Here is a 21,183-nt window from a genome sequence, read left to right as displayed (position 1 = left end):
GCCATGAATGTCTCCGCCTGGTCCATACGCAACCCGATTCCCGCGGTGATGCTGTTCGTGCTGCTCACCTTCGGTGGGCTGCTGTCGTTCAACGCGATGAAGGTGCAGAACTTTCCGGACATCGACCTGCCGACCGTGACGGTGTCGGCCGCGCTGCCGGGCGCCGCGCCTTCGCAGCTCGAAACCGACGTGGCGCGCAAGCTCGAGAATTCCATCGCCACCATCCAGGGCCTGAAGCACATCACGACCAAGGTGCAGGACGGCGCGGCCACGCTGATCGTCGAGTTCCGCCTCGAAAAGCCGGTGCAGGAAGCGGTCGACGACGTGCGCTCCGCCGTGCAGAAGGTGCGCTCCGACCTGCCCGCCGACGTGCGCGACCCGGTCGTCACCAAGCTCGACTTCGCGGCGCAACCGGTGCTGGCTTTCACCATTGCATCGAACAAGCTCGACCCCGAGGCGCTGAGCTGGTTCGTCGACAACGACATCACCAAGAAGCTGCTCGCACTGCCGGGCGTGGGCGCGGTCAACCGCGTGGGCGGCGTCACGCGCCAGGTGCATGTGGACCTGGATCCGGCCAAGCTGCAGGCGCTGGGCGCGAGCGCGGCCGACATCTCGCGCCAGTTGCGCCAGGTGCAGACCGAAAGCGCCGGTGGCCGCACCGACCTGGGCGGCAGCGAGCAGCCGGTGCGCACGCTGGCCACGGTGCAGTCGGCGGCCGAACTGGCCGACCTGCAGATTGCGCTGTCGGACGGCCGCCGCATCCGGCTCGACCAGGTGGCCCGCGTGAGCGACACCGTCGCCGAGCCGCGCGCCGCCGCGTTGCTCGACGGCAAGCCGGTAGTCGGCTTCGAAGTGGCGCGCAGCCGCGGCGCGAGCGAGGTCGAGGTGGGTGCCGCAATCCAGAAGGCGCTGGGCGAAATGCGCCTGCAGCACCCCGACATCGCGCTGCACGAAGCCTTCAACTTCGTGACGCCTGTGGAAGAGGAATACAACGGCTCGCTGCACCTGCTGTACGAAGGCGCCATCCTCGCGGTGCTGGTGGTGTGGCTGTTCCTGCGCGACTGGCGCGCGACCTTCGTCACGGCCGTGGCGCTGCCGATGTCGGTGATTCCGGCGTTCATCGGCATGCATCTGCTGGGCTTTTCGGTCAACGTGATTTCGCTGCTGGCGCTGTCGCTGGTGGTCGGGATACTGGTGGACGACGCGATCGTCGAGGTCGAGAACATCGTGCGGCACCTGCGCATGGGCAAGAGCCCTTACGAAGCCGCGATGGAGGCGGCCGACGAGATCGGGCTCGCGGTGATCGCCACCACCTTCACGCTGATTGCGGTGTTCCTGCCCACGGCCTTCATGAGCGGTGTGGCGGGCAAGTTCTTCAAGCAGTTCGGCTGGACCGCGTCGCTCGCGGTGTTCGCGTCGCTGGTGGTGGCGCGCGTCCTCACGCCGATGATGGCAGCCTATATCCTCAAGCCGCTGGTCGCGCAGGAAAAGGAAGCCGCCTGGCTCAGGATCTACATGCGCATGGCCGGGTGGTGCATGAAGCACCGCTTCATGACCATGGTGCTGGCCACGCTGTTCTTCTTCGGCTCGCTCGCGATGATCCCGCTGCTGAAGACCGGCTTCATTCCGCCCGACGACAACTCGCAGACGCAGGTGTACCTGTCGCTCGCGCCGGGCGCCACGCTGGCACAGACCACGGCCACGGCCGAGGAAACCCGCCGGCGCGTGATGGAAGTGCAGCACGTGAAGAGCGTCTACACCACGGTCGGCGGCGGCAGCGCCGGCGGCGACCCGTTCGCCAACTTCGGCACGCCCGAAACGCGCAAGGCCACGCTCACCATCCAGCTCGACGAGCGCGGCGACCGGCCGCGCAAGCAGGTCATCGAGAACCAGATCCGTGCTGCGCTGGACACGCTGCCGGGCGTGCGCAGCACGGTCGGCCTGGGCGGCTCGGGCGAGAAGTACATCCTGGCGCTGAGCGGAGACGACCCCAACGCGTTGACCACCGCGGCGCGCGCGGTGGAACGCGACCTGCGCACCATTCCCGGCCTCGGCAACATCACCTCGACCGCGAGCCTGATCCGGCCCGAGATCGCGGTGCGGCCCGACTTTGCGCGCGCGGCCGACCTCGGCGTAACGAGCTCGGCCATTGCCGAGACGCTGCGCGTCGCCACGCTGGGCGACTACGACGTGTCGCTGCCCAAGCTCAACTTGGCGCAGCGGCAGGTGCCGATCGTGGTGAAGCTGGAGGACTCGGCGCGGCAGGATCTGTCGCTGCTGGAGCGGCTGAGCGTGCCGAGTGCGCGCGGCCCGGTGATGCTGGGCCAGGTGGCCAAGCTCACCATGGAAGGCGGCCCGGCCGTCATCGACCGCTACGACCGCTCGCGCAACGTCAACTTCGAGATCGAGCTGTCGGGCGTGGGCCTGGGCGACGCGAAGGATGCGGCAATGAAGCTGCCCTCCATCACCAACCTGCCGCCCGGCGTGCGCGTGGCCGAGGTCGGCGATGCGGAAGTGATGACCGAGCTGTTCGCAAGCTTCGGCCTGGCGATGCTGACCGGCGTGCTGTGCATCTACATCGTGCTGGTGCTGCTGTTCAAGGACTTCCTGCACCCGGTGACGATCCTGTGCGCGCTGCCGCTGGCGCTGGGGGGCGCCTTCGTCGGGCTGCTGGTGGCGCAGAAGGCGCTGTCGATGCCATCGCTCATCGGGCTGATCATGCTGATGGGCGTGGCAACCAAGAACTCGATCTTGCTGGTGGAGTACGCGATCGTCGCGCGCCGCGACCACGCCATGAGCCGCTGGGACGCGTTGCGCGACGCCTGCCACAAGCGCGCGCGGCCGATCATCATGACCACCATCGCGATGGGCGCGGGCATGCTGCCGATCGCGGTCGGTTTCGGCGCGGCGGATTCGAGCTTCCGCTCGCCGATGGCGGTGGCCGTGATCGGCGGGCTCATCACCTCGACCGTGCTGAGCCTGCTGGTGGTGCCGGCCGTGTTCACCTACATCGACGACATCGAGCACTGGCTGCGGCGCACGGTGCGCAAGCTGCGCGGGCAGCCGGCCGACCCGCACATCGACGACGACCTGAAGGCGTCGACCAGCTGAGGCCACCGCGCGGTGCGCAACCCGCGCGGGCCGCGGGGGCTCAAGGCTTCTTGCTGAGCTCCATCACCATGCGGGTCAGCAGATAGAAGCGCGGCACCACGCTGGCGACCTCCGCATATTCTTCGGGCGTGTGGATGCCGCCGCCGACGATGCCGAAACCGTCGAGCGTGGGCACGCCCTCATCGGCCGCCAGACTCGCATCGGCAGCGCCGCCGGAACCCTCGATCGTCAGTTTTTTACCGATCTCCGCATAGATCGACTCGGCGGTCTTGACCAGCGCCTCGGCCTCAGGCGTCCGCGGCATGGGAGGCAGGCCGCGTGATAGCGTGGTCTTGACCTGCGTGTCGGGGATCAGCTTGTTTTGCGAAACACGGGCCAGGTCGCGTTCGATGCGATCGAACTCCTCCCGTGTGGCCGCGCGAACATCTCCCTTGGCCGATGCGTTCTCGGGAATCACGTTGGTCGCCCCGTTTGCCGTCAGCACCGTGAAGTTGATCGTAGTGAGCTTTTCGGCATCGCCGAGCTTGCCGAGCTGCAGAACCTGGTGGGCCACTTCGGTGGCCGCATTGCGGCCGCTCTCGGGGGCCACGCCGGCGTGTGCGGCCCGGCCCTTCACCTCGACCAGCGCCGTCGCGCTGCCTTTGCGCCACAGCACCAAACCGTCGGCCGGCCGGCCGGGCTCCAGGTTCAGCACCACATCGTGTTGCTTGGCCACACGGCGGATCAGGGCGGAGGTGTCCACGGAGCCGACCTCCTCGTTGGTGTCCAGCAGCAAGGTGAGGCGGGCGTAGTCCTTGAAATTCAGCGCTTTCAGGATCTTGATGGCATAGAGGCCGGCGACCACGCCGCCCTTGTTGTCCATCACGCCGGGCCCGTAGGCGCGCCCATCCTTGATGTAGAACGGCTTGTTCTTGGCCGTACCGTCCGGGAACACAGTGTCGATGTGCGCCATCAGAAGGATCTTCCGGGTGCCTGTTCCCTCGAAAGTGGCGGTCACGTTGGTGCCGGGGTGCGGCGTGGCCGGAAAGGTTTCGATCTTCCCGCCGAGCTTTTGCAGTTCTTCGACCACGACGCCGCGCACGCGCTCCAGGCCCGCGGTATTGGCCGAACCGGAGTCGATGTTGACCAGCCGCTCCAGCAGGAGCAACGCTTCGTCCTTGTAGCTCGTGGCGCGGTCATAGACGTCTTTGTTGGGCTCGGCCAGCAACTGCGACGAACACACCGCCGCCGCGAGTCCCATCGACAGGCAACGCACCCAACGGGCAGAAGCCCCGCCTCTGTTCCATGCAAACCGCATCATCGACACCTCATCAAATAAAAGAGGATCAGTTTAGAAGAGGAGCCGGACGGGCCCTTTGCCTACCGCCTGACACAGCCGCTTCGCACACCGCCGAAGGCCTGCGCTCGCACAATGAAATCATGAGCGCACAACGTCTTCGCACTCTTTTCCTGACCGGCTTGCTGGCGGGCGGTACATCGCTGGCCGCCGCACAGCCCGGTGCAGCGCAGCAACGCTACGAACAGCAGATCGCTCGCTGCAACGACGGCACCCTGGCCGCACCCGCGCGCGAGGCCTGCGTGCGTGCGGCAGGCAATTTGCTGGATCGCGTCGAGGGCGGCCCGCCGCCGGCAGCGGCCGTGACGTCGCGCGACGGCCGCGCCACGGTGGTGGCGCCCGAGGGCACCGTGCCGAGTTCGGGTGGCGCGGATGCGCGGCCCTCGGGCGATGGCCGCGCGATCGTCGTGCCATCGGCCGAAAGCACCACCACCGCACCGCGCTGACCGCCAGCAGTGGTGCGCAGCGTCAGGCGTCGAGTTGCGCGAGCCGCAGCCGCTTGCGCTCGCTCATGCGCTTGGCCAGGCGCGGCAGGATCAGCACCGCGAGAACGATGATGATCAGCGCCAGCGACATCGGGCGCTGGAAGAACACCACCGCGCTGCCCTCGCCGATCGACATGGCGTTGCGCAGCTGCGCTTCAGCCAGCGGGCCCAGGATCATGCCGACCACCACCGGGGCGGTCGGAAAGTCGAAGCGCCGCATCACCACGCCGAGCAGGCCGATGCCGTACAGCAGGAACAGGTCGAACGCGCTCTGGCGCATGCCGTAGGCGCCGACCGTCGCGAAGATCAGGATGCCTGCGTAGAGCTGCGGCTTCGGGATCTTGAGCAGCTTGACCCAGAGGCCCACCATCGGCAGGTTCAGCACCAGCAGCATCACGTTGCCGATGTAGAGCGAGGCGATCAGCGCCCACACCAGCGCGGCCGAGGTGGTGAAGAGTTGCGGGCCCGGCTGGATGCCGTAGTTCTGGAATGCGCCGAGCAGGATGGCGGTGGTGTTGCTGGTCGGGATGCCGAGCGTGAGCAGCGGGATCAGCGCCGCCGTCACGGTGGCGTTGTTGGCGGCCTCGGGACCGGCCACGCCTTCGATGGCGCCCTTGGTGCCGAACTCAGCCTTGTCCTCGGGGTTCTTCACCAGCTTCTTTTCCATCGCGTAGCTCAGGAAGGTCGGGATCTCGGTTCCGCCTGCGGGGATGCAGCCGAACGGCGTGCCGATGGCCGTTCCGCGCAGCCAGGCCGGAATCGAGCGCTTCCAGTCGCGCTTTGTCATGTGCACGCGGCTGAGCTTGTTCTGGCCCTCGACCACCTTGCCTTCGTACATCACCGCGTACATGACCTCGGCCACTGCGAACAGGCCGACCGCGACGAGCACGATCTCGATGCCATCGAGCAACTCGGGCACCCCGCCGGTGTAGCGGCCCTGGCCCGAGATCTGGTCGAGGCCGACGCAGCCGGCAGCAAGGCCGACGAACAGCGCCGTCATACCGCGCAGCGTGCTCTTGCCGAGCACCGCGCTCACCGTGGTGAAGGCCAGCAGCATCAGCATGAAGTACTCGGGCGGCCCGAGCTTGACCGCGAACTCGGCCACGAACGGTGCGAACAGGGTGACGATCACGGTGGCGATGCTGCCGGCCACGAACGAGCCGATGGCCGCGGTTGCGAGCGCCGCGCCCGCCCTGCCGCTCTTGGCCATCTTGTTGCCCTCCATGGCCGTCACCATGCTGGCCGTCTCCCCGGGCGTGTTGAGCAGGATCGAGGTGGTGGAGCCGCCGTACATGGCGCCGTAGTAGATGCCCGAGAAGAAGATCATCGAGGCCGTGATCTCGACCTTGGCCGTGATCGGCAGCAGCATGGCCACGGCCACCGCCGGGCCGATGCCCGGCAGCACGCCGACGGCGGTTCCGAGGGCACAGCCGAACAGGCACCAGAGCAGATTGACCGGGGTGATCGCGGTTGCGAACCCCTGCATGAGCGCGTTGAGGATGTCCATGTCAAACGCCTTTCAGAGCCAGCCGGTGGCGGTGAGGCCCGGCAGGTTGATGGCCAGGAACTTGGTGAACATCCAGTACACCGGCGCCGAAATCAGGAGCCCGGTGACCAGGTCGATCAACCAGGTGCGCGGCTGGTTCACCGCGGCCTGGCCACCCGCCCGGCGCAGGCCCTGCACCGCGAGCACGTAGCAGAGAGTGCAACTCAGGATGAATCCGATGACGGTGATCAGCGCGGCGTTCAGCAGCAGGCCAGCCGACAACCACACGAAGCCCGACCAGTAGGCCGGATCGGCGCTCTCGTCGGGCGCGTCCATTTCGCGGAAACCGCCCGTGCGGGCTTCCCAGATGATCCAGCCCCCGCAGAGCGTGAGCACGATGGCGCACACCCACGGCAGGAAGTTCGGGCCGACGCCGCCATAGCCGGCCTCGGCGGGGATGCTGATGGCGCCGAAGGCCAGCCCCAGGCCGACCAGCAGCACACCGACGCCCACCAGCGTCTGCATCCGCACCGCCGCGGCCAAAGCCGGAGGTTGCGGCGGTGGGCCGTCTGTCAATGAAGGGTTCGCTTCCATGGAGTGCCTCGTTCTTTTTGGCTGTGTTGTTATCGGAATGCCGGATGGAAAAAAAGCACGTCGCTGACGTGCTCTCGAGCGAAACGCGCAGGCCTCAAACCATGCCGGACTTGATCATGATCGCACGCAGGCTGGCGAAGTCGTCGTCGACGAACTTGGCGAAAGCCTCGCCCGACAGGACGGCAGGCGTCCAGTCGTTCTTCTTGAGCGATTCGGCCCATCCCGGGGACTTGAGCGTTGCCAGCACCAGGTCGGTGAGCGTCTTGCGCTGTTCGGGCGTGATGCCGGGGGCGCCGTACACGCCGCGCCAGTTGCCGATCTCGACGTCGATGCCCTGCTCCTTGAGCGTCGGCACGTTGATGCCGGGCAGGCGCTGGGCCGAGGTGACGGCGATGGCGCGCATCTTGCCGTCGGCGATGTACGGTGCGAACTCGCTGTAGCCGCTGCCGCCGACCGTGACATTGCCGCCCAGGATGGCCGCCGTGGCTTCACCGCCGCCACGGAACGCGACGTAATTGATCTTGGACGGGTCGGCGCCGACCTTCTGCGCGATCATGGCCGCGGCGATGTGCTCGGTGGAGCCGCGCGAACCGCCGCCCCACTTGACACTGCCCGGATCCTTCTTGAGCTGGGCCACCACGTCGGCCATGGTCTTCATGGGCGAGTTGGCCGGCAGCACGAACACGTTGTACTCGGTGGTCATGCGCGCGATCGGCGTGGCCTGCTCGAGCTTGACCGGCGGCTTGCCGGTGATGATGCCGCCGAGCATCACGGAGCCCATGACCATCAGCGCGTTGGCGTCGCCCTTGGAACCGTTGACGAACTGGGCCAGGCCCAACGCGCCGGCTGCGCCGCCCTTGTTCTCGTAGCTCACGGTGTCGGCGAGCTTGGCGTCCGTCATGGCCTTGCCGAGGGCGCGGCCGGTGGTGTCCCAGCCGCCGCCGGGGTTGGCCGGGATCATCATCTTGACGTTGGCGGCGGCCCAGGCCGACATCGGCAGCGCGCCGGAGGCGGCCAGTGCGGCCAGTGACTTCAGAAAGGTATCGCGACGCATGTATGTGTCTCCAGTGACTAAGAAGCTGATCAGAACCTGAACCCCGCTATCATGCGCCGCCCTGCTGTCAGTTGGCTGTCCGGCGGCTTGGGGAAAACACCGAATGAAACTGCTGCTCGTCGAAGACGATCCCTCGATGCAAACCACGTTGCAGCGCACGCTCGGCCGCCGCCAGATCGACGTGCGCGTGTGCGGCGACGGCGCCCTCGCGGTGGCGCAGTGGCGCGAGCTCGAACCCGACGTGGTGGCGCTCGACCTGAGCCTGCCGAACCTCGACGGCCTGCAGGTGCTGGCCCAGGCCCGTGCCGCCGGGCTGCGCACGCCGGTGCTGCTGCTCACGGCACGCGGCACGGTGGGTGACCGCATCGTGGGCCTCAACGCCGGTGCCGACGACTACCTGCCCAAGCCGTTCGACCTGGACGAACTCGAAGCGCGACTGCGCGCGCTGCGCAGGCGCCACCAGAAGAACCCCGATGCGGACGGCCGGGCCCGGCCGCAGGACGTGGGTGCACTGCGCTATGAGGTCGACAGCGGCGCGATCTACCACCGGGCCGAAGTGCTGGAACTGACTCCGCGCGAGCTGGCGCTGCTCAAGGCACTGATGATGAAGCCGGGCCATGCGGTCACCAAGGAGCGCTTGTTCGAACTGGTGTTCCCCGGCGAGGCCGATGTGCAGTACGAGGCCATCGAGGTGGTGGTGTACCGGCTGCGCAAGAAGCTGGCCGGCACCGGCGCGGCGCTGATGACCATGCGGGGCCTCGGCTACCTGCTCCGCGCGACATGACTCGCCCCCAGTCTGCGCGGCACTTCGTGTCCGCTCCGCCAACCCCCTGGCCGGGGGCAACACGAGCGGCCCGGCAGAGCCGGTTCCGCCGTGTTCCACGAAAGAGCGTGTGAGCCGACCAGCCTCGCTGCGCCGCACGCTGCTGATCGGCATCCTCGGGCCGGTGGGTCTGTTCATCGTGATCAACTCGATCAGCCTCTACCGGCAGAGCCTGGCGGCGGCGACGCTGGCCTACGACCGCACGCTGCTGGCCTCGGCCAAGACCATCGGCGAGCAGCTCGACGTGGTGGGTTACGACGATCGGGCAGTACTGCTGGCCAAGGTGCCCTACTCCGCGCTCGAGGCCTTCGAGGCCGACAACAAGAGCCACATGTACTACCGGGTGTCGAGCCTCGACGGCGAGATGGTGTCGGGCTTTGTCGAACTGCCGTTCTGGCGTGGCCGCATCCCGGATCGCGGCGCCTACTCGGCGCTGGTCGACTTCTACGATGCGCAGTTCCGCGGCGAACCGGTTCGGGTCGCGGTGCTGCTGCAGCCGGTGGCCAGCGAACGCGGCCGCGGCATGGCCGTGGTGCAGGTGGCCGAGACGCTGGAGCTGCGCGAAACACTGGCGCGCCGGATTCTGGTCGATACGCTGTGGCGCCAGCTGCTGCTGATGGCGGTGATCGCCGCGCTCGTGGTCTGGGTCGTACAGCGCGCCACGCTGCCGGTGCGCCGCGTCAGTGCGCGGCTGGCAGAACGGCCTGAAGGCGATCTGAGCCCGATCGAGGCACCGGACGCGCCGCGCGAGTTGCAGCCGCTGGTCGCGGCCACCACCGAGGTGATGGGCCGCTTGCAGCGCCTGCTGGACCATCAGAAGCGCTTTGTGCGCGACACGGCGCACCAGTTGCGCACGCCTCTTGCAGTGCTCAAGGCGCAGGTGCAGTCGGCGCGCCGTGGCGACATGCCGGCCGAGCAGGCGCTGGGCGAGATCAGCGACACGGTCGAACGCGCCACCATGCTGGCCAACCAGATGCTGTCGCTCGCCAAGGTCGAGCAGTTGCGCCAGCAGCCCGAATCGGAGCGCGTCGACTGGGCACAGGTGGTGCGCGAGGTGGCGCTCGACGTGTCGCCGCTGGTGGCCGACAAGGCGCTCGATTTCGAGTTCGATGGCGCCGCCACGCCGGTACGCGCGCACCGCTGGATGCTGCAGGAACTCACGCGCAACCTGCTGCACAACGCCATCAAGCACAGCCCGCCCAGCGCTCGGCTGTCGGTGGCGATTCGCGCAGACGCGGGCGAGGCGCTGCTGAGCGTGCAGGACGACGGGCCGGGCATCCCGGCCGAGCTGCGCCAACGCCTGTTTGCGCCCTTCTCCGCCGGCGACGTGGCGAGCGGTTCGGGCCTCGGGCTGGCCATCTGCCGCGAGATCGTGCAGGCGCTCGACGGCCGCATCGCGCTGGACAACCGGTCGGCCGACAGTCGCCGTGCCTCCGGTCTCACAGCGACGGTGCGGCTTCCGCTGGACAATGGCACCTGATGGACAAACTCCGCATTGACAAGTGGTTGTGGGCCGTGCGCTTTTTCAAGACCCGTTCGCTGGCCGCGGACGAGATCGGCAAGAACCGCATACAGGTCAATGGCGACATCGCAAAGGCCTCGCGCGAGGTGAAGATCGGCGACACGGTCACGGTACGGCTGGGCGCAGTCACCCGCGTGGTGCGGGTGCTCGGCATCAGCGGCCAGCGCGGCCCGGCACCGGTGGCGCAGCAGCTCTACGAAGAAACGCCCGAAAGCATCGCTGCGCAAGCCGCCGTGCGCGAGCAGCGCCGCATGGGCAGCGAGCCGGCTCTCAGCATCGAGCAGGGCCGCCCGACCAAGCGCGACCGGCGCGAGCTCGACGGCGCCCGCCGCGGCGACTGGGACAGCCGCTGGAGCGCATCCATCGACCCAGAGGCCGACTGACCAAGGATCTGCACATGACCCGTTTCGACCCATACCGCGTTGGCCCCAAGTTTCGCCTGGCCCACATCGACCCGGCCGACACCCCCTTTCTGAAGGGCTCCGGGGAAGCGCAGCGCGAACAGCTCGACCAGCTCGCCAAGGAACTCGACGTGCTGCAGAACCTGTTGCACGCCGAAGGCAAACGCAAGGTGCTGCTGGTGCTGCAAGGCATGGACACCAGCGGCAAGGACGGCACGGTGCGCTGGGTGTTCTCCCGCACCTCGCCGCTTGGCGTGCGGGTGGCGGCCTTCAAGGCGCCCTCGGCCGACGAACTGGCGCACGACTTCCTTTGGCGATGCCATGCCGTGGTGCCGCGCACCGGCGAACTCGCCGTGTGGAACCGCAGCCACTACGAGGACGTGCTGGTGCCGGTGGTCGAGAGCTGGATCGACAAGGCAGCGGCCAGGCGCCGCTACTCCCAGATCAACGACTTCGAACGCCTGCTGGCCGAAACCGGCACCGTCGTCGTCAAGTGCATGCTGCACATCAGCCTGGGCGAACAGCGCGAACGGCTGCAGGCCCGGATCGACGAACCCGACAAGCAATGGAAATTCAGCCTGGACGACCTGGTCGTGCGCAAGAAATGGGGCGCCTACCAGCGCGCCTACGAAAAGGCGCTGGCTGCGACCTCGACCGCGCACGCCCCCTGGTTCGTGATACCGGCCGACAGCAAGCTGCATCGCAACCTCATGATTGCGCGCCTTCTAGTGAAAACGCTGCGTGACATGAAGTCCCGGGCACCGCCGCCCAACCCAGCGCTTAAAGGGCTGATTGTCGAATGACGGGGACGCGGCGGCCGCGGGGGAGTATCTTCGGGGTTTGCCCTTTGGCATCCCGAGGAATTGCAGCGTGACCGCCACCGAACCGACCCGTTCCCCCGAAACCACCGCGCCGCTCGATGCAGCGCTCGCCCAAACGCAGGATGTGCAGGCCAGACTGAACAGCGGCGCGCAGGAATTGTTCGTCATCAAGGAAGTGCTCAAGCAGGAGTTGCCGGCCGACGCGCGCACCGGCGACGTGGCGCAGGCGCTCGAAAAGCACGATGCGCTCGAAGAAGCGGTGCAGGAATGTGCCGACGACCTCGAAGACGTGAGCCAGGCGCTAGCGCAGGAGGTGGCGCGCCGCGAGAAGCTCGAGAAAAAGCTGACCGAAACGCGCGCCGACCTGGCCGACATCGAAGCTGAAATGGCAGCACACCAGCCCAAAACATCCGGCAACTGACCGGCGCTGCGGTTGGTGACGATTGCGGATTTGCGGGTGGATCTGGACAAACTTCGGGCCCCGCCCCGTAACAAGGCGCTGCAGGGCACAAAGCAGAACGGCCCATAAAGGGCCGGATCGGTCAGGGGCTGCGAGCCCCATCGGGGTTTATCGTGGATTTTTCGCGGCGAATGAAATGGATGCCTGGTGGCTCTCCGCAAGGCCGTTTTCATTCAAGCCGGCGAGCACGAGAATGCCGGTCGCCAGGAGCGTTGCCATGCTGAAAGCCAGCCATTGCAGGGTTCCGTTCAACGTGATGTTCATGCCGTCATTCTTGGGCAGGAGGCCGCGCCCCTCCTTGCGCTGGATCAATCCCGGCGTCGCCGCCGAAATCGAGCAGCACCCTGCTCGCGAAGCCCGTTGAGTGGTCAAGGAGTACGTTTGCCATGCCATCCCCTTCCGCGCCGATACCCCCCGCACCACTTCCCCGGCAGATCGACGCCTCGTGGCGGCGCTGGATCGTCGAGCAGCGCCTGGGCGGCAGCGCCGTCGAGTCGATGCTGCAGATGATGCAGGGCGCCGGTCTTGCGCGAACTGATGCCGAGCGAGCCATTGCGGCGCTCGACGACGACCCTGCGTATGCGGTCGCGCTGAGCCAGAAGCAGCGGCTTCGAAAGCTCGACGCCGTGGCGCTCAACCTGCAGCGGCTGTGGGCGTCCGACCCGCAGTACCGCACGGTGGAGAAGCGCGCCAACCTGTCCGACGAGGAATTCGCGGCGCGCTATGTGCGCGGCTGTCGGCCCGTGGTGCTCACCGGCCATACGCGCGACTGGCCCGCCATGCGGCGCTGGTCGCCCGAGGACTTGAAGCGGCGCTTCGGCCACCTCGACGTGGACGTCCAGTCCGAGCGCCACGCCGACCCGAACTACGAGCAGAACAAGCTGCTGCTGACGAAGCGCCTGAACCTCGGCGCCTTCGTCGACCGGGTGGTGCAGGGCGGCGCTACCAACGACTACTACCTGACGGCAAACAACGAGCTGCTGCGCCGGCCGGAATTCGCGCCGCTGCTCGACGACATCGGCAGCCTGCCGCCGCTGTGCGACCGTTCGCAGCTGACGAACCGCTCTTCGTTCTGGTTTGGCCCGGCCGGCACCGTGACCCCGCTGCACCACGACACGTTGATGCTCTTCCACACCCAGGTGGTCGGACGCAAGCGTTGGCGATTCGTGTCTCCACTCGAATGGTCACGTGTCTACAACCTTCGCAACGTGTTCAGTGACGTGGATCTTGAGCGGCCCGACCCGGCGCGATTCCCGGCCTTCGCCGATGCGACGGTACTCGAGGTTGTGGTCGAGCCTGGCGAGACAATGTTCCTGCCGTTGGGCTGGTGGCACCAGGTGGCGTCGCTCGACGTGAGCCTGTCGTTTTCGTATTCGTGCCTGGCAGTACCGAATCAGTTTGATTACCCCGACCCGGCCCCGCCCTTGCCCGCGCCGCCGGCAGCAACGTCAGCCCACACCGCCGATGCGATGCAGGGCGAGCTCCTAAACGCCGTGAGTGCGGTCGGCGGCATCATCGAGGCCCAGTTCAAGGACGGCAGCACGTTGCGGTTCCGCTCGCGCGGCGCAGGCATGGAGGTGCAGGAGAGCCGCACGGGCTCGCGCGCTTCGCACTATGGCCAGCAGCTTGCCGGCATCTCGGGCGATGGCGGCGCCATCCAGTGCCAGTTCACCGACGGCTCGTCGATCCGCATCGTGCCATTCGGCTGAGCGCCTCGGTCTCCCGGGGCAGGCGCCTCCAACAAAAAAGCCACCCGAAGGTGGCTTTTTTGTTGGAGAGATCTCCATATGCTGGCGGAACCGGAGGGATTCGAACCCTCGATGAGGCTCTACACCCCATACTCCCTTAGCAGGGGAGCACCTTCGGCCACTCGGTCACAGTTCCTTGAAATCAACCGGCATTATGCCAGCTTCAGGCAGCCGGTTGATCGAGATCGAAGGCTTTGTGCAATGCGCGCACGGCGAGTTCCATGTACTTCTCGTCGATCACCACGGAAGTCTTGATCTCGCTGGTGGAGATCATCTGGATGTTGATGCCCTCCTCGCTCAACACGCGGAACATCTTGGCTGCAACGCCGACGTGGCTGCGCATGCCGATGCCGACGATGCTGACCTTGCAGATCCTCGCGTCGCCGACCACCTCGGCCGCACCCAGGGTGGGCAGCACCTTGTCCTTGAGCAGGTCGACCGCCTTGGCAAATTCGTTGCGATGCACCGTAAAGCTGAAGTCGGTCTTGCCGTCCTTGCTCAGGTTCTGGATGATCACATCGACCTCGATGTTCGCGTCGGCGACCGCCCCCAGGATGTGGTACGCGATGCCGGGCTTGTCGGGCACGCCCAGCACCGAGATCTTGGCCTCGTCACGGTTGAACGCGATGCCGGATACGACGGCTTGTTCCATGTTTTCGTCTTCCTCGAAAGTGATCAGCGTGCCGGACTTGGCTTCTTCGTTGATGTCGATGTCCCACGGCGTGAAGCTTGACAGCACACGCAGCGGCACCTTGTACTTGCCCGCAAATTCCACCGAGCGGATCTGCAGCACCTTGGAGCCGAGGCTCGCCATTTCGAGCATCTCTTCGAAGCTCACGGTGGTCAGGCGGCGCGCGTCGGGTTCGACGCGCGGATCGGTGGTGTAGACGCCGTCCACGTCGGTGTAGATGAGGCACTCGTGGGCCTTCATCGCGGCCGCGATTGCCACCGCCGAGGTGTCGCTGCCGCCACGGCCCAGCGTGGTGATGTTGCCCTCGTCGTCGACGCCCTGGAAGCCGGTGATGACCACCACGCGGCCGGCCTCGAGGTCGGCGCGCACGCGCGCGTCGTCGATGCTTTCGATGCGGGCCTTGGTATAGCTGCTGTCGGTGCGCACGGAGACCTGCCAGCCGGCATAGCTCACCGCTTCCATGCCTTCGGCCTGGAGTGCGATGGCCAGCAACGCGGACGAAGCCTGCTCGCCGGTCGACGCGAGCATGTCGAGTTCGCGGTTGGTGGCGTCGCCGGGTTTGCTGGGCGAGAGTTCTTTCGCGAGGCCCAGCAGGCGGTTAGTTTCGCCGCTCATGGCGCTTGGAACCACCACCATCTGGTGGCCGGCACGCGCCCATTTGGCGACGCGCTTGGCGACGTTCTTGATGCGCTCGGTCGAGCCCATCGACGTGCCGCCGTATTTGTGAACGATCAATGCCATGGGTGAAATATGGGAAAGAGATGAAACCGGCCCCGGGGGTGCCCCCGGAGGCGGCGCGCCCTTGACGTTCAGCGCAAAGGCTTTGTCGGGGGCGCGGAATTGTACCAACCGAGCACGGTGCCCTGCCGTTCGACAAATCCGGCACCGAGCTTGATGTGCAGGCCGTGCCCGCGCGTGGTGCAGGCGGCGATCTGGTCAAGCAGTTCATCAAGCTGCACCGTGCTCGGCGTGCAGCCATGCGCCTGCAGCAACCAGTGGCGCAGCACGTTGGCCTGACGGGCGCGCGACAGCTGCTGCAGCGCCTTGATGTCCGGCGGGCTGCCAACGCTTGCCAGATCCTGCTGCGCCAGTTCGGCCAGCAGAACCTGCGCCTGCGCCGCGTGGCGCGCGCTGCGCGCGAAGGTGGCGCGAAACTGCGGAAACGCCCGCTCCAGTGCGGGCAGCAGTTCGGCACGGATCCGGTTGCGGGTGTAGCGCGAGTCGGCGTTGCTCGGGTCTTCGATCCAGGGAACCGCCCGCGCCGTCAGCCAGGCTCGGATCTCCGCGGCCGGCACGCCCAGCAGCGGCCGGTGATAGCGCAGCCCGTCGCGCTCCATCATTGGGGGCATCGCCGCCAGGCCTGCGAGGCCGGCACCGCGCGACAGGGCCAGCACCACCGTTTCGACCTGGTCGTCCGCATGCTGCCCGAGTGCGATGGATTCGATCGCACCTTGCGCCCGCCCGACGGTCGCCAGCGCCGCAAATGATGCATAGCGGGCACGCCGCGCCGCGTCTTCGGGACTCTCGCCGGGCGTGTGCCGCGCGTCGATGCGCTGCACCCGCAGCGGCACGCCAAGGCGCTCGCACACCGCGGCGCAGTGCCGCTCGAAATCATCGGCCGCAGCCTGCAAGCCGTGGTGCACGTGGAAGGCCTCCACCTGCCCCGGCCAGCGCGCCGCGCAGGCCACCAGCAGCGCGGTCGAGTCGGCGCCGCCGCTGTAGGCCACGGCGAGCGGCAGCGCGGGCTCGAAAGCGGCCATGGCCTGATCGAAATTCATGGGGCGATTGTGCGACCGGCCCTTGTCATCGGATCGAGACGACCCACGTTAGGGACTTGGGCCTCGTCGGCCTGCAAAGGAGTCGGTATGTGGAAACTCGGCAAGCTGTGGCTGCTGCTGCGCAAGGAGCTGGCACTGGTCTGGGCCGTGTTGCGCGATCCGCGTGCGCCGAAGGCGGCCAAGCTGACCGCCCTGCTCGCGGTGCTCTACGTGCTGAGTCCGATCGACCTGGTGTCGGATTTCATTCCGGTGCTGGGCTGGATCGACGACGGCGTGGTGGCCATGCTGCTGATCCAGCTGGCCATGCGCTTCCTGCCGCCCGACGTGCACACCGCGCTCAAGGCGCAGATCGAGCGCCGCTTCGGTACGGCGCGCGCCGGCGTCTGATCACTTGCTGATGTCGGCCTTGGTGTCGTTGAAGCGGCCGTAGCTCTGCAGCCGGTCATAGCGGCGGTCCAGCAGTTCCTTGACCTTGAGGTCGCTGACCTGGCGAAACGCGTCGTTCAAGGCGCGCTTCAGGAACGCAGCCATCTGCCGGTGGTCGCGGTGCGCACCACCGACCGGTTCGCTCACGATCTTGTCGACCAGCCCGAGTGCCTTCAGGCGGTGCGCGGTGATGCCCAGTGCATCGGCCGCCTCCTGCGCTTTCTCGGAGGTCTTCCAGAGAATCGAGGCGCAGCCTTCGGGGCTGATCACCGAATAGATCGAATACTGCAGCATCAGCAACTGGTCGCCGACCGAAATGGCCAGCGCGCCGCCGGAGCCGCCCTCGCCGATGATGGTGACGATGATCGGCACTTCGAGTTGCGCCATCTCGAAGATGTTGCGGCCGATGGCTTCCGACTGGCCGCGCTCTTCCGCATCGATGCCGGGATAGGCGCCGGGCGTATCGACGAAGGTGAACACCGGCAGCTTGAATTTCTCGGCCGTCTTCATCAGTCGCAGCGCCTTGCGGTAGCCCTCGGGCTTGCTCATGCCGAAGTTGCGTGCGGTGCGCTCCTTGGTGTCCCGGCCCTTCTGGTGGCCGAGCACCATGCAGGGCGTGCCGTTGAAGCGCGCCAGCCCGCCGACGATCGAGAGATCGTCCGAGAAATGGCGGTCGCCGTGCAGTTCGACGAAATCGGTGAAGAGTTCGTTGACGTAGTCAAGCGTGTAGGGGCGCTCCGGATGCCGGGCGATCTTGGTGATCTTCCAGGGCGTCAGGTCGCTGTAGATGTCCTTGGTGAGCTGCTGGCTTTTCTTGCCGAGCTGGTCGATCTCCTCCGAGATATCGACTGCCGATTCGGTCTGCACATAGCGCAGTTCTTCGATTTTGCTTTCGAGTTCCGCGATGGGCTGCTCGAAGTCGAGGAAGGTTCGTTTGGCCAAACTCTTCTCCAGTTGTTCAATACGCGACCGGTGCCGGGTCGAGCGAGCGCCAAATATACCAAGTCGCCACGCTGCAATACGGCGCCCACGCCACCGCAACCTCGCGGGCGTCGCTGCGGCTCACCGGATCGCCGGAAAAATAGTTGTGGCTGATCCCGTTGATCAGGCCCACGTCGTCGAGCGGCAGCACGTTGGGCCGCATCAGGTGAAAGATCAGGAACATCTCGGCCGTCCAGCGGCCGATGCCGCGAATCGCGACCAGTTCCTCGATGATGAGCTCGTCGGCCATGTCGTTCCACGCATCGACGTGCACCGCCTGCGTGTCGAAGTGAATCGCAAGGTCGACCAGGTATTCGACCTTGCGTGCCGACAGGCCGCAGGCGCGCATGTCGTCGACCTTGAGCTTGAGCACGTTGGACGGCGTCATCCGGCGCGGCAGCACCTCGAACTTGTCCCAGACCGTCTGGGCCGCTTTCACCGAGATCTGCTGGCCGACGATGCTGCGGGCCAGCGTGGTGAAGGCATCGCCGCGCGATTCGAGGCGGACGTCGCCGAACTGCGGAATCAGCCGCTTCATGACCCGATCTTTGCGGGACAGGTGCTTGCAGGCTTCTTCCCAGTAGTCGGGCGTGAAGATGTCAACGGTTGTCTTTTTGGGCGACGGCATGTTCAGTCCCGATTCACTGCGCCGAAGCCCAGGTGGTGCCCGTGGGCGAGTCCTTGAGCACGATGCCCTGGTCGGCCAGATCCTTGCGAATGCGGTCGGCCTCGGCAAAGTTCTTCGCGGCCTTGGCAGCCGCGCGCGCCTCGATCAACGCCTGGATCGAGGCCTCATCGAGCGCGGCACCGGCTTGCAGGAAGGCCTTGGGATCGCCCTGCAACACATTGAGACAGGCGCCGAGCGCCTTCAGCAGGCCGGCCAGTTCGGCCGATTGCGTTCGATTGACTTCGCCCGCCAGATCGAACAGCACCGCAACGGCTTCGGGCGTGGCGAAGTCTTCGTCCATGGCCGCCTTGAAGCGTGCTGCGTACGGCGCGGCCCAGTCGATCGTTTCCACCGCGGCCGGGGCCACCAGATCGAGGGCGGTGTAAAGCCGCTTGAGGGAATTGCGCGCATCGTTGAGATGCACGTCGCTGTAGTTGAGGTCGCTGCGGTAGTGCGCCCGCACCATGAAAAAGCGGATGGTCTCGGCATCGAAGGACTTCAGCACATCGCGGATCAGCGAAAAGTTGCCCAGGCTCTTGGACATCTTCTCGTTGTCGATGTTGATGAAACCGTTGTGCATCCAGCAGTTGGCGAGGGGCTTGCCGGTCGCGCCTTCGCTCTGTGCGATTTCGTTCTCGTGATGTGGAAACTGCAGATCCATGCCGCCGCCGTGAATGTCCAGCGTGTCGCCAAGCAACTCGCAGGCCATCGCAGAGCATTCGATGTGCCAGCCGGGCCGGCCGGGGCCGAACTCGCTGGCCCACTTGACCTCTTCTGGCTCGCTGGCCTTGGCGCTTTTCCAGAGCACCGAGTCGAGCGGATCGTCCTTGCCGTCGGACACGGCCACGCGTTCGCCGGCGCGCAACTCGTCGAGCGACTTGCCGCTGAGCTTGCCGTAGCCCGGAAACTTGCGCACGGCGTAGTTCACGTCGCCGTTGGCCGAGCGGTAGGCCAGGCCTTTCTGCTCCAGGGTTCCGATGATCGACAGCATCTGCGGAACATAGTCGGTCGCTCGCGGCTCATGGCTCGGCCGGGCGATGCCGAGCGCGTCCGCATCCTCGTGCAGCGCACCGATCATGCGGTCGGTCAGCGCGCGGATGCTCTCGCCGTTTTCGACCGCGCGGCGGATGATCTTGTCGTCGATGTCGGTGATGTTGCGCACATGGTTCACCGCATAGCCGCTCGACCGCAGCCAGCGCACGACCACATCGAACGCGACCATCGAGCGCGCATGGCCAAGGTGGCAGTAGTCGTACACCGTCATGCCGCAGACGTATATGCCCACATGGCCGGGCCGCAAAGGAGAAAACTTCTCCAGTTCACGCGAGAGCGTGTTGTAGATGCGCAGACTCATGGAATTCGGAAAGCAGTCGTTCGCGCCGGGGCATTGCGGGAGCAATACCCGGGCGCGGATTTCAGGGGTGTTGGAGCTGTGGCGACGAGGGGCGGGACATGGCCCCTCGGCTACAATCCAGCGCAGTATAAACGGCCCCCGATGGGCATTTTTGGGTGTTGGTAGAGCCCGCATCCTGCCCTTTTTCCAGAGGCTTCATGAAGCACGCCGCGTTCCCCCTGCTCCCTTTCTCCCGCATCGTTTCCGTTCTGGCGCTCGCACTGTCCTTGGGCGCTGCCTATGCCGACGAATACGCCGACGTCAACCAGTTGCTGCGCCAGGGCAAGCCGACCGAAGCGCTGGCCAAGGCCGACACCTACATTGCCGGCAAGCCGCGCGACCCGCAGATGCGCTTTCTGCGCGGTGTGATCCTGACCGAACAGGGTAAGCAGGCCGACGCGACTACCGCCTTCACGCAGCTCACCCAAGATTTCCCCGAGCTGCCGGAGCCCTACAACAATCTGGCCGCGCTTTACGCGGCACAAAGCCAGTTCGAAAAGGCGCGCGTCGCGCTCGAAATGGCCATCCGCCTGAACCCGAACTACGCCACGGCGCACGAAAACCTCGGCGATGTGTACGTGCGGCTCGCGGCCCAGTCGTACGGCAAGGCGCAGAGCTTTGCCACGGCCAATGCCAGCGTCGCCCCCAAGCTCACGCTGCTGCGCCAGATCTTCACGCCGGCCGCCGAGAAGGCTGCAGGCACCCTGCCACCGGCCATTCCCCAGGCGACCAAGCCCGGAACCCGCAAGTAACCCCGCCCATGGCGCTGCTCCGGCGGTGCCGGCGGCACTGCCATTGAAAGCGAGCTTCACTTGAACATTCCTGCCCTCACACGCCGCGCGGCACTCGCCCTGGGCGCCGCCGCGCTGTTGACCACTTCTTCTGCCTGGGCGCAGGGCGCCGATCCGCGCGTGAAGATCGCCACCTCAATGGGCGACATCGTGGTGCAGCTCGATGCGGCCAAGGCGCCCAAGACGGTCGCCAACTTCCTGCAGTACGTCAAGGACAAGCACTACGACGGCACGGTGTTCCATCGCGTGATCGACGGCTTCATGATCCAGGGCGGCGGTTTCACGCCCGACATGAAGCAGAAGGCGACGCGCCCGCCGGTGCCGCTCGAAGCCGCCAACGGCCTGAAGAACGACAAGTACACGATCGCCATGGCCCGCACCAGCGACCCGAACTCGGCCACTGCGCAGTTTTTCATCAACGTGAAGGACAACGCGATGCTGAATGCGCCCAACCCCGACGGCCACGGCTACACCGTGTTCGGCAAGGTCGTGACAGGCGCCGACGTGGTCGACAAGATCCGCGCCGCACGCACAGGCAGCAAGGGCGGCATGGCCGACGTGCCGCTCGAACCCATCACCATCCAGTCCGCCACCGTCGTGGCGAAGTAAAACAAG

21 protein-coding genes and 1 tRNA gene are annotated in these 21,183 nt (G+C 66.4%); 11 read left to right on the top strand and 11 right to left on the bottom strand.

All coding sequences use genetic code 11. The features are described from left to right. Nucleotides 1-3 precede the first annotated feature (3 nt). Complete coding sequence (locus tag ACSFA8_RS12970; RefSeq protein ID WP_435479930.1) at nt 4-3,111, top strand: efflux RND transporter permease subunit; 3,108 nt, start codon at nt 4-6, stop codon at nt 3,109-3,111. Between the two features lie 40 nt (nt 3,112-3,151). Here the strand turns inward: ACSFA8_RS12970 and ACSFA8_RS12965 are convergent, their stop codons facing one another. After that, nucleotides 3,152-4,351 carry a glutamate carboxypeptidase gene (locus ACSFA8_RS12965; RefSeq protein WP_435479929.1) on the bottom strand — a complete coding sequence of 400 codons (1,200 nt, stop codon included), beginning with the start codon at nt 4,349-4,351 and terminating at the stop codon, nt 3,152-3,154. Nucleotides 4,352-4,530: 179 nt separating this feature from the next. On the opposite strand from ACSFA8_RS12965, the gene ACSFA8_RS12960 reads away from it, so the two are divergent. Beyond that, nucleotides 4,531-4,893, top strand: a complete 363-nt coding sequence (locus tag ACSFA8_RS12960) for a hypothetical protein (protein WP_435479928.1) — start codon at nt 4,531-4,533, stop codon at nt 4,891-4,893. A gap of 22 nt (nt 4,894-4,915) precedes the next feature. Here the strand turns inward: ACSFA8_RS12960 and ACSFA8_RS12955 are convergent, their stop codons facing one another. From ACSFA8_RS12955 to ACSFA8_RS12945, 3 genes are all read right to left on the bottom strand, one after another. Then, on the bottom strand, nt 4,916-6,439 hold the full coding sequence (locus tag ACSFA8_RS12955; RefSeq protein WP_435479927.1) for a tripartite tricarboxylate transporter permease: 1,524 nt from the start codon (nt 6,437-6,439) through the stop codon (nt 4,916-4,918). A gap of 12 nt (nt 6,440-6,451) precedes the next feature. Beyond that, nucleotides 6,452-7,012 carry a tripartite tricarboxylate transporter TctB family protein gene (locus tag ACSFA8_RS12950; RefSeq protein ID WP_435479926.1) on the bottom strand — a complete coding sequence of 187 codons (561 nt, stop codon included), beginning with the start codon at nt 7,010-7,012 and terminating at the stop codon, nt 6,452-6,454. Between the two features lie 94 nt (nt 7,013-7,106). Beyond that, on the bottom strand, nt 7,107-8,066 hold the full coding sequence (locus tag ACSFA8_RS12945; protein ID WP_435479925.1) for a Bug family tripartite tricarboxylate transporter substrate binding protein: 960 nt from the start codon (nt 8,064-8,066) through the stop codon (nt 7,107-7,109). A 103-nt stretch (nt 8,067-8,169) separates the two neighbouring features. On the opposite strand from ACSFA8_RS12945, the gene ACSFA8_RS12940 reads away from it, so the two are divergent. From ACSFA8_RS12940 to ACSFA8_RS12920, 5 genes are all read left to right on the top strand, one after another. Continuing rightward, complete coding sequence (locus ACSFA8_RS12940) at nt 8,170-8,850, top strand: response regulator (RefSeq protein ID WP_435479924.1); 681 nt, start codon at nt 8,170-8,172, stop codon at nt 8,848-8,850. A 109-nt stretch (nt 8,851-8,959) separates the two neighbouring features. Continuing rightward, nucleotides 8,960-10,369 carry a sensor histidine kinase gene (locus ACSFA8_RS12935; RefSeq protein ID WP_435479923.1) on the top strand — a complete coding sequence of 470 codons (1,410 nt, stop codon included), beginning with the start codon at nt 8,960-8,962 and terminating at the stop codon, nt 10,367-10,369. After that, nucleotides 10,369-10,794 carry an RNA-binding S4 domain-containing protein gene (locus tag ACSFA8_RS12930; RefSeq protein ID WP_435479922.1) on the top strand — a complete coding sequence of 142 codons (426 nt, stop codon included), beginning with the start codon at nt 10,369-10,371 and terminating at the stop codon, nt 10,792-10,794. Before ACSFA8_RS12935 ends, ACSFA8_RS12930 begins: the two co-directional genes overlap by 1 nt. Before the next feature lie 14 nt (nt 10,795-10,808). Beyond that, nucleotides 10,809-11,615 carry a PPK2 family polyphosphate kinase gene (locus tag ACSFA8_RS12925; RefSeq protein WP_435479921.1) on the top strand — a complete coding sequence of 269 codons (807 nt, stop codon included), beginning with the start codon at nt 10,809-10,811 and terminating at the stop codon, nt 11,613-11,615. Nucleotides 11,616-11,682: 67 nt separating this feature from the next. Beyond that, nucleotides 11,683-12,054 (top strand): hypothetical protein, encoded by a 372-nt coding sequence (locus ACSFA8_RS12920; protein ID WP_435479920.1) that lies wholly within the window; start codon nt 11,683-11,685, stop codon nt 12,052-12,054. Between the two features lie 147 nt (nt 12,055-12,201). On the opposite strand, the gene ACSFA8_RS12915 is transcribed toward ACSFA8_RS12920, so the two are convergent. Then, nucleotides 12,202-12,357: a hypothetical protein gene (locus tag ACSFA8_RS12915; protein ID WP_435479919.1), complete on the bottom strand. Its 156-nt coding sequence runs from the start codon at nt 12,355-12,357 to the stop codon at nt 12,202-12,204. 122 nt (nt 12,358-12,479) lie between these two features. Between ACSFA8_RS12915 and ACSFA8_RS12910 the strand changes: the two genes are divergently transcribed. Next, nucleotides 12,480-13,802 carry a cupin-like domain-containing protein gene (locus ACSFA8_RS12910; RefSeq protein ID WP_435479918.1) on the top strand — a complete coding sequence of 441 codons (1,323 nt, stop codon included), beginning with the start codon at nt 12,480-12,482 and terminating at the stop codon, nt 13,800-13,802. An 82-nt stretch (nt 13,803-13,884) separates the two neighbouring features. Here the strand turns inward: ACSFA8_RS12910 and ACSFA8_RS12905 are convergent. The 3 genes from ACSFA8_RS12905 to tilS all read right to left on the bottom strand — a co-directional run bounded on the left by ACSFA8_RS12905 (nt 13,885) and on the right by tilS (nt 16,310). Then, a tRNA-Ser gene (locus ACSFA8_RS12905) sits at nt 13,885-13,977 on the bottom strand. A gap of 27 nt (nt 13,978-14,004) precedes the next feature. Continuing rightward, the gene (locus ACSFA8_RS12900) at nt 14,005-15,273 is read right to left on the bottom strand and encodes an aspartate kinase (RefSeq protein ID WP_435479917.1); all 1,269 of its coding nucleotides are present in this window, start codon (nt 15,271-15,273) and stop codon (nt 14,005-14,007) included. Nucleotides 15,274-15,341: 68 nt separating this feature from the next. After that, nucleotides 15,342-16,310, bottom strand: coding sequence for a tRNA lysidine(34) synthetase TilS (tilS, locus tag ACSFA8_RS12895; protein WP_435479916.1), 969 nt, complete (start codon nt 16,308-16,310; stop codon nt 15,342-15,344). Nucleotides 16,311-16,397: 87 nt separating this feature from the next. Between tilS and ACSFA8_RS12890 the strand changes: the two genes are divergently transcribed. Beyond that, a complete protein-coding gene (locus ACSFA8_RS12890) occupies nt 16,398-16,697 on the top strand; it encodes a YkvA family protein (RefSeq protein ID WP_435479915.1) in 300 nt (99 codons plus the stop codon). Here the strand turns inward: ACSFA8_RS12890 and ACSFA8_RS12885 are convergent, their stop codons facing one another. Genes ACSFA8_RS12885 through cysS form a run of 3 tightly spaced genes read right to left on the bottom strand, consistent with a single transcriptional unit; the run spans nt 16,698 to nt 19,738 of the window. Further along, complete coding sequence (locus ACSFA8_RS12885; protein ID WP_435479914.1) at nt 16,698-17,678, bottom strand: acetyl-CoA carboxylase carboxyltransferase subunit alpha; 981 nt, start codon at nt 17,676-17,678, stop codon at nt 16,698-16,700. It lies immediately after the preceding gene. Between the two features lie 16 nt (nt 17,679-17,694). Then, nucleotides 17,695-18,345: a DNA-3-methyladenine glycosylase family protein gene (locus tag ACSFA8_RS12880; RefSeq protein WP_435479913.1), complete on the bottom strand. Its 651-nt coding sequence runs from the start codon at nt 18,343-18,345 to the stop codon at nt 17,695-17,697. 13 nt (nt 18,346-18,358) lie between these two features. Further along, entirely contained in the window at nt 18,359-19,738 is a 1,380-nt protein-coding gene (gene cysS / locus ACSFA8_RS12875) for a cysteine--tRNA ligase (protein ID WP_435479912.1), read from the bottom strand. A gap of 197 nt (nt 19,739-19,935) precedes the next feature. On the opposite strand from cysS, the gene ACSFA8_RS12870 reads away from it, so the two are divergent. Both ACSFA8_RS12870 and ACSFA8_RS12865 read left to right on the top strand, forming a co-directional pair. Further along, nucleotides 19,936-20,529, top strand: a complete 594-nt coding sequence (locus ACSFA8_RS12870) for a tetratricopeptide repeat protein (RefSeq protein ID WP_435479911.1) — start codon at nt 19,936-19,938, stop codon at nt 20,527-20,529. Nucleotides 20,530-20,589: 60 nt separating this feature from the next. Continuing rightward, on the top strand, nt 20,590-21,177 hold the full coding sequence (locus tag ACSFA8_RS12865) for a peptidylprolyl isomerase (protein WP_435479910.1): 588 nt from the start codon (nt 20,590-20,592) through the stop codon (nt 21,175-21,177). Nucleotides 21,178-21,183: the final 6 nt, after the last annotated feature.

Origin of the sequence: Variovorax nitratireducens (genome assembly GCF_051216545.1) — a bacterium.
In the GTDB taxonomy this organism is placed as follows: Bacteria; Pseudomonadota; Gammaproteobacteria; order Burkholderiales; family Burkholderiaceae_C; genus Variovorax.
The sequence above is the reverse complement of the archived record's forward strand: the minus strand, read 5'-3'. Positions and strand labels throughout refer to the sequence as shown.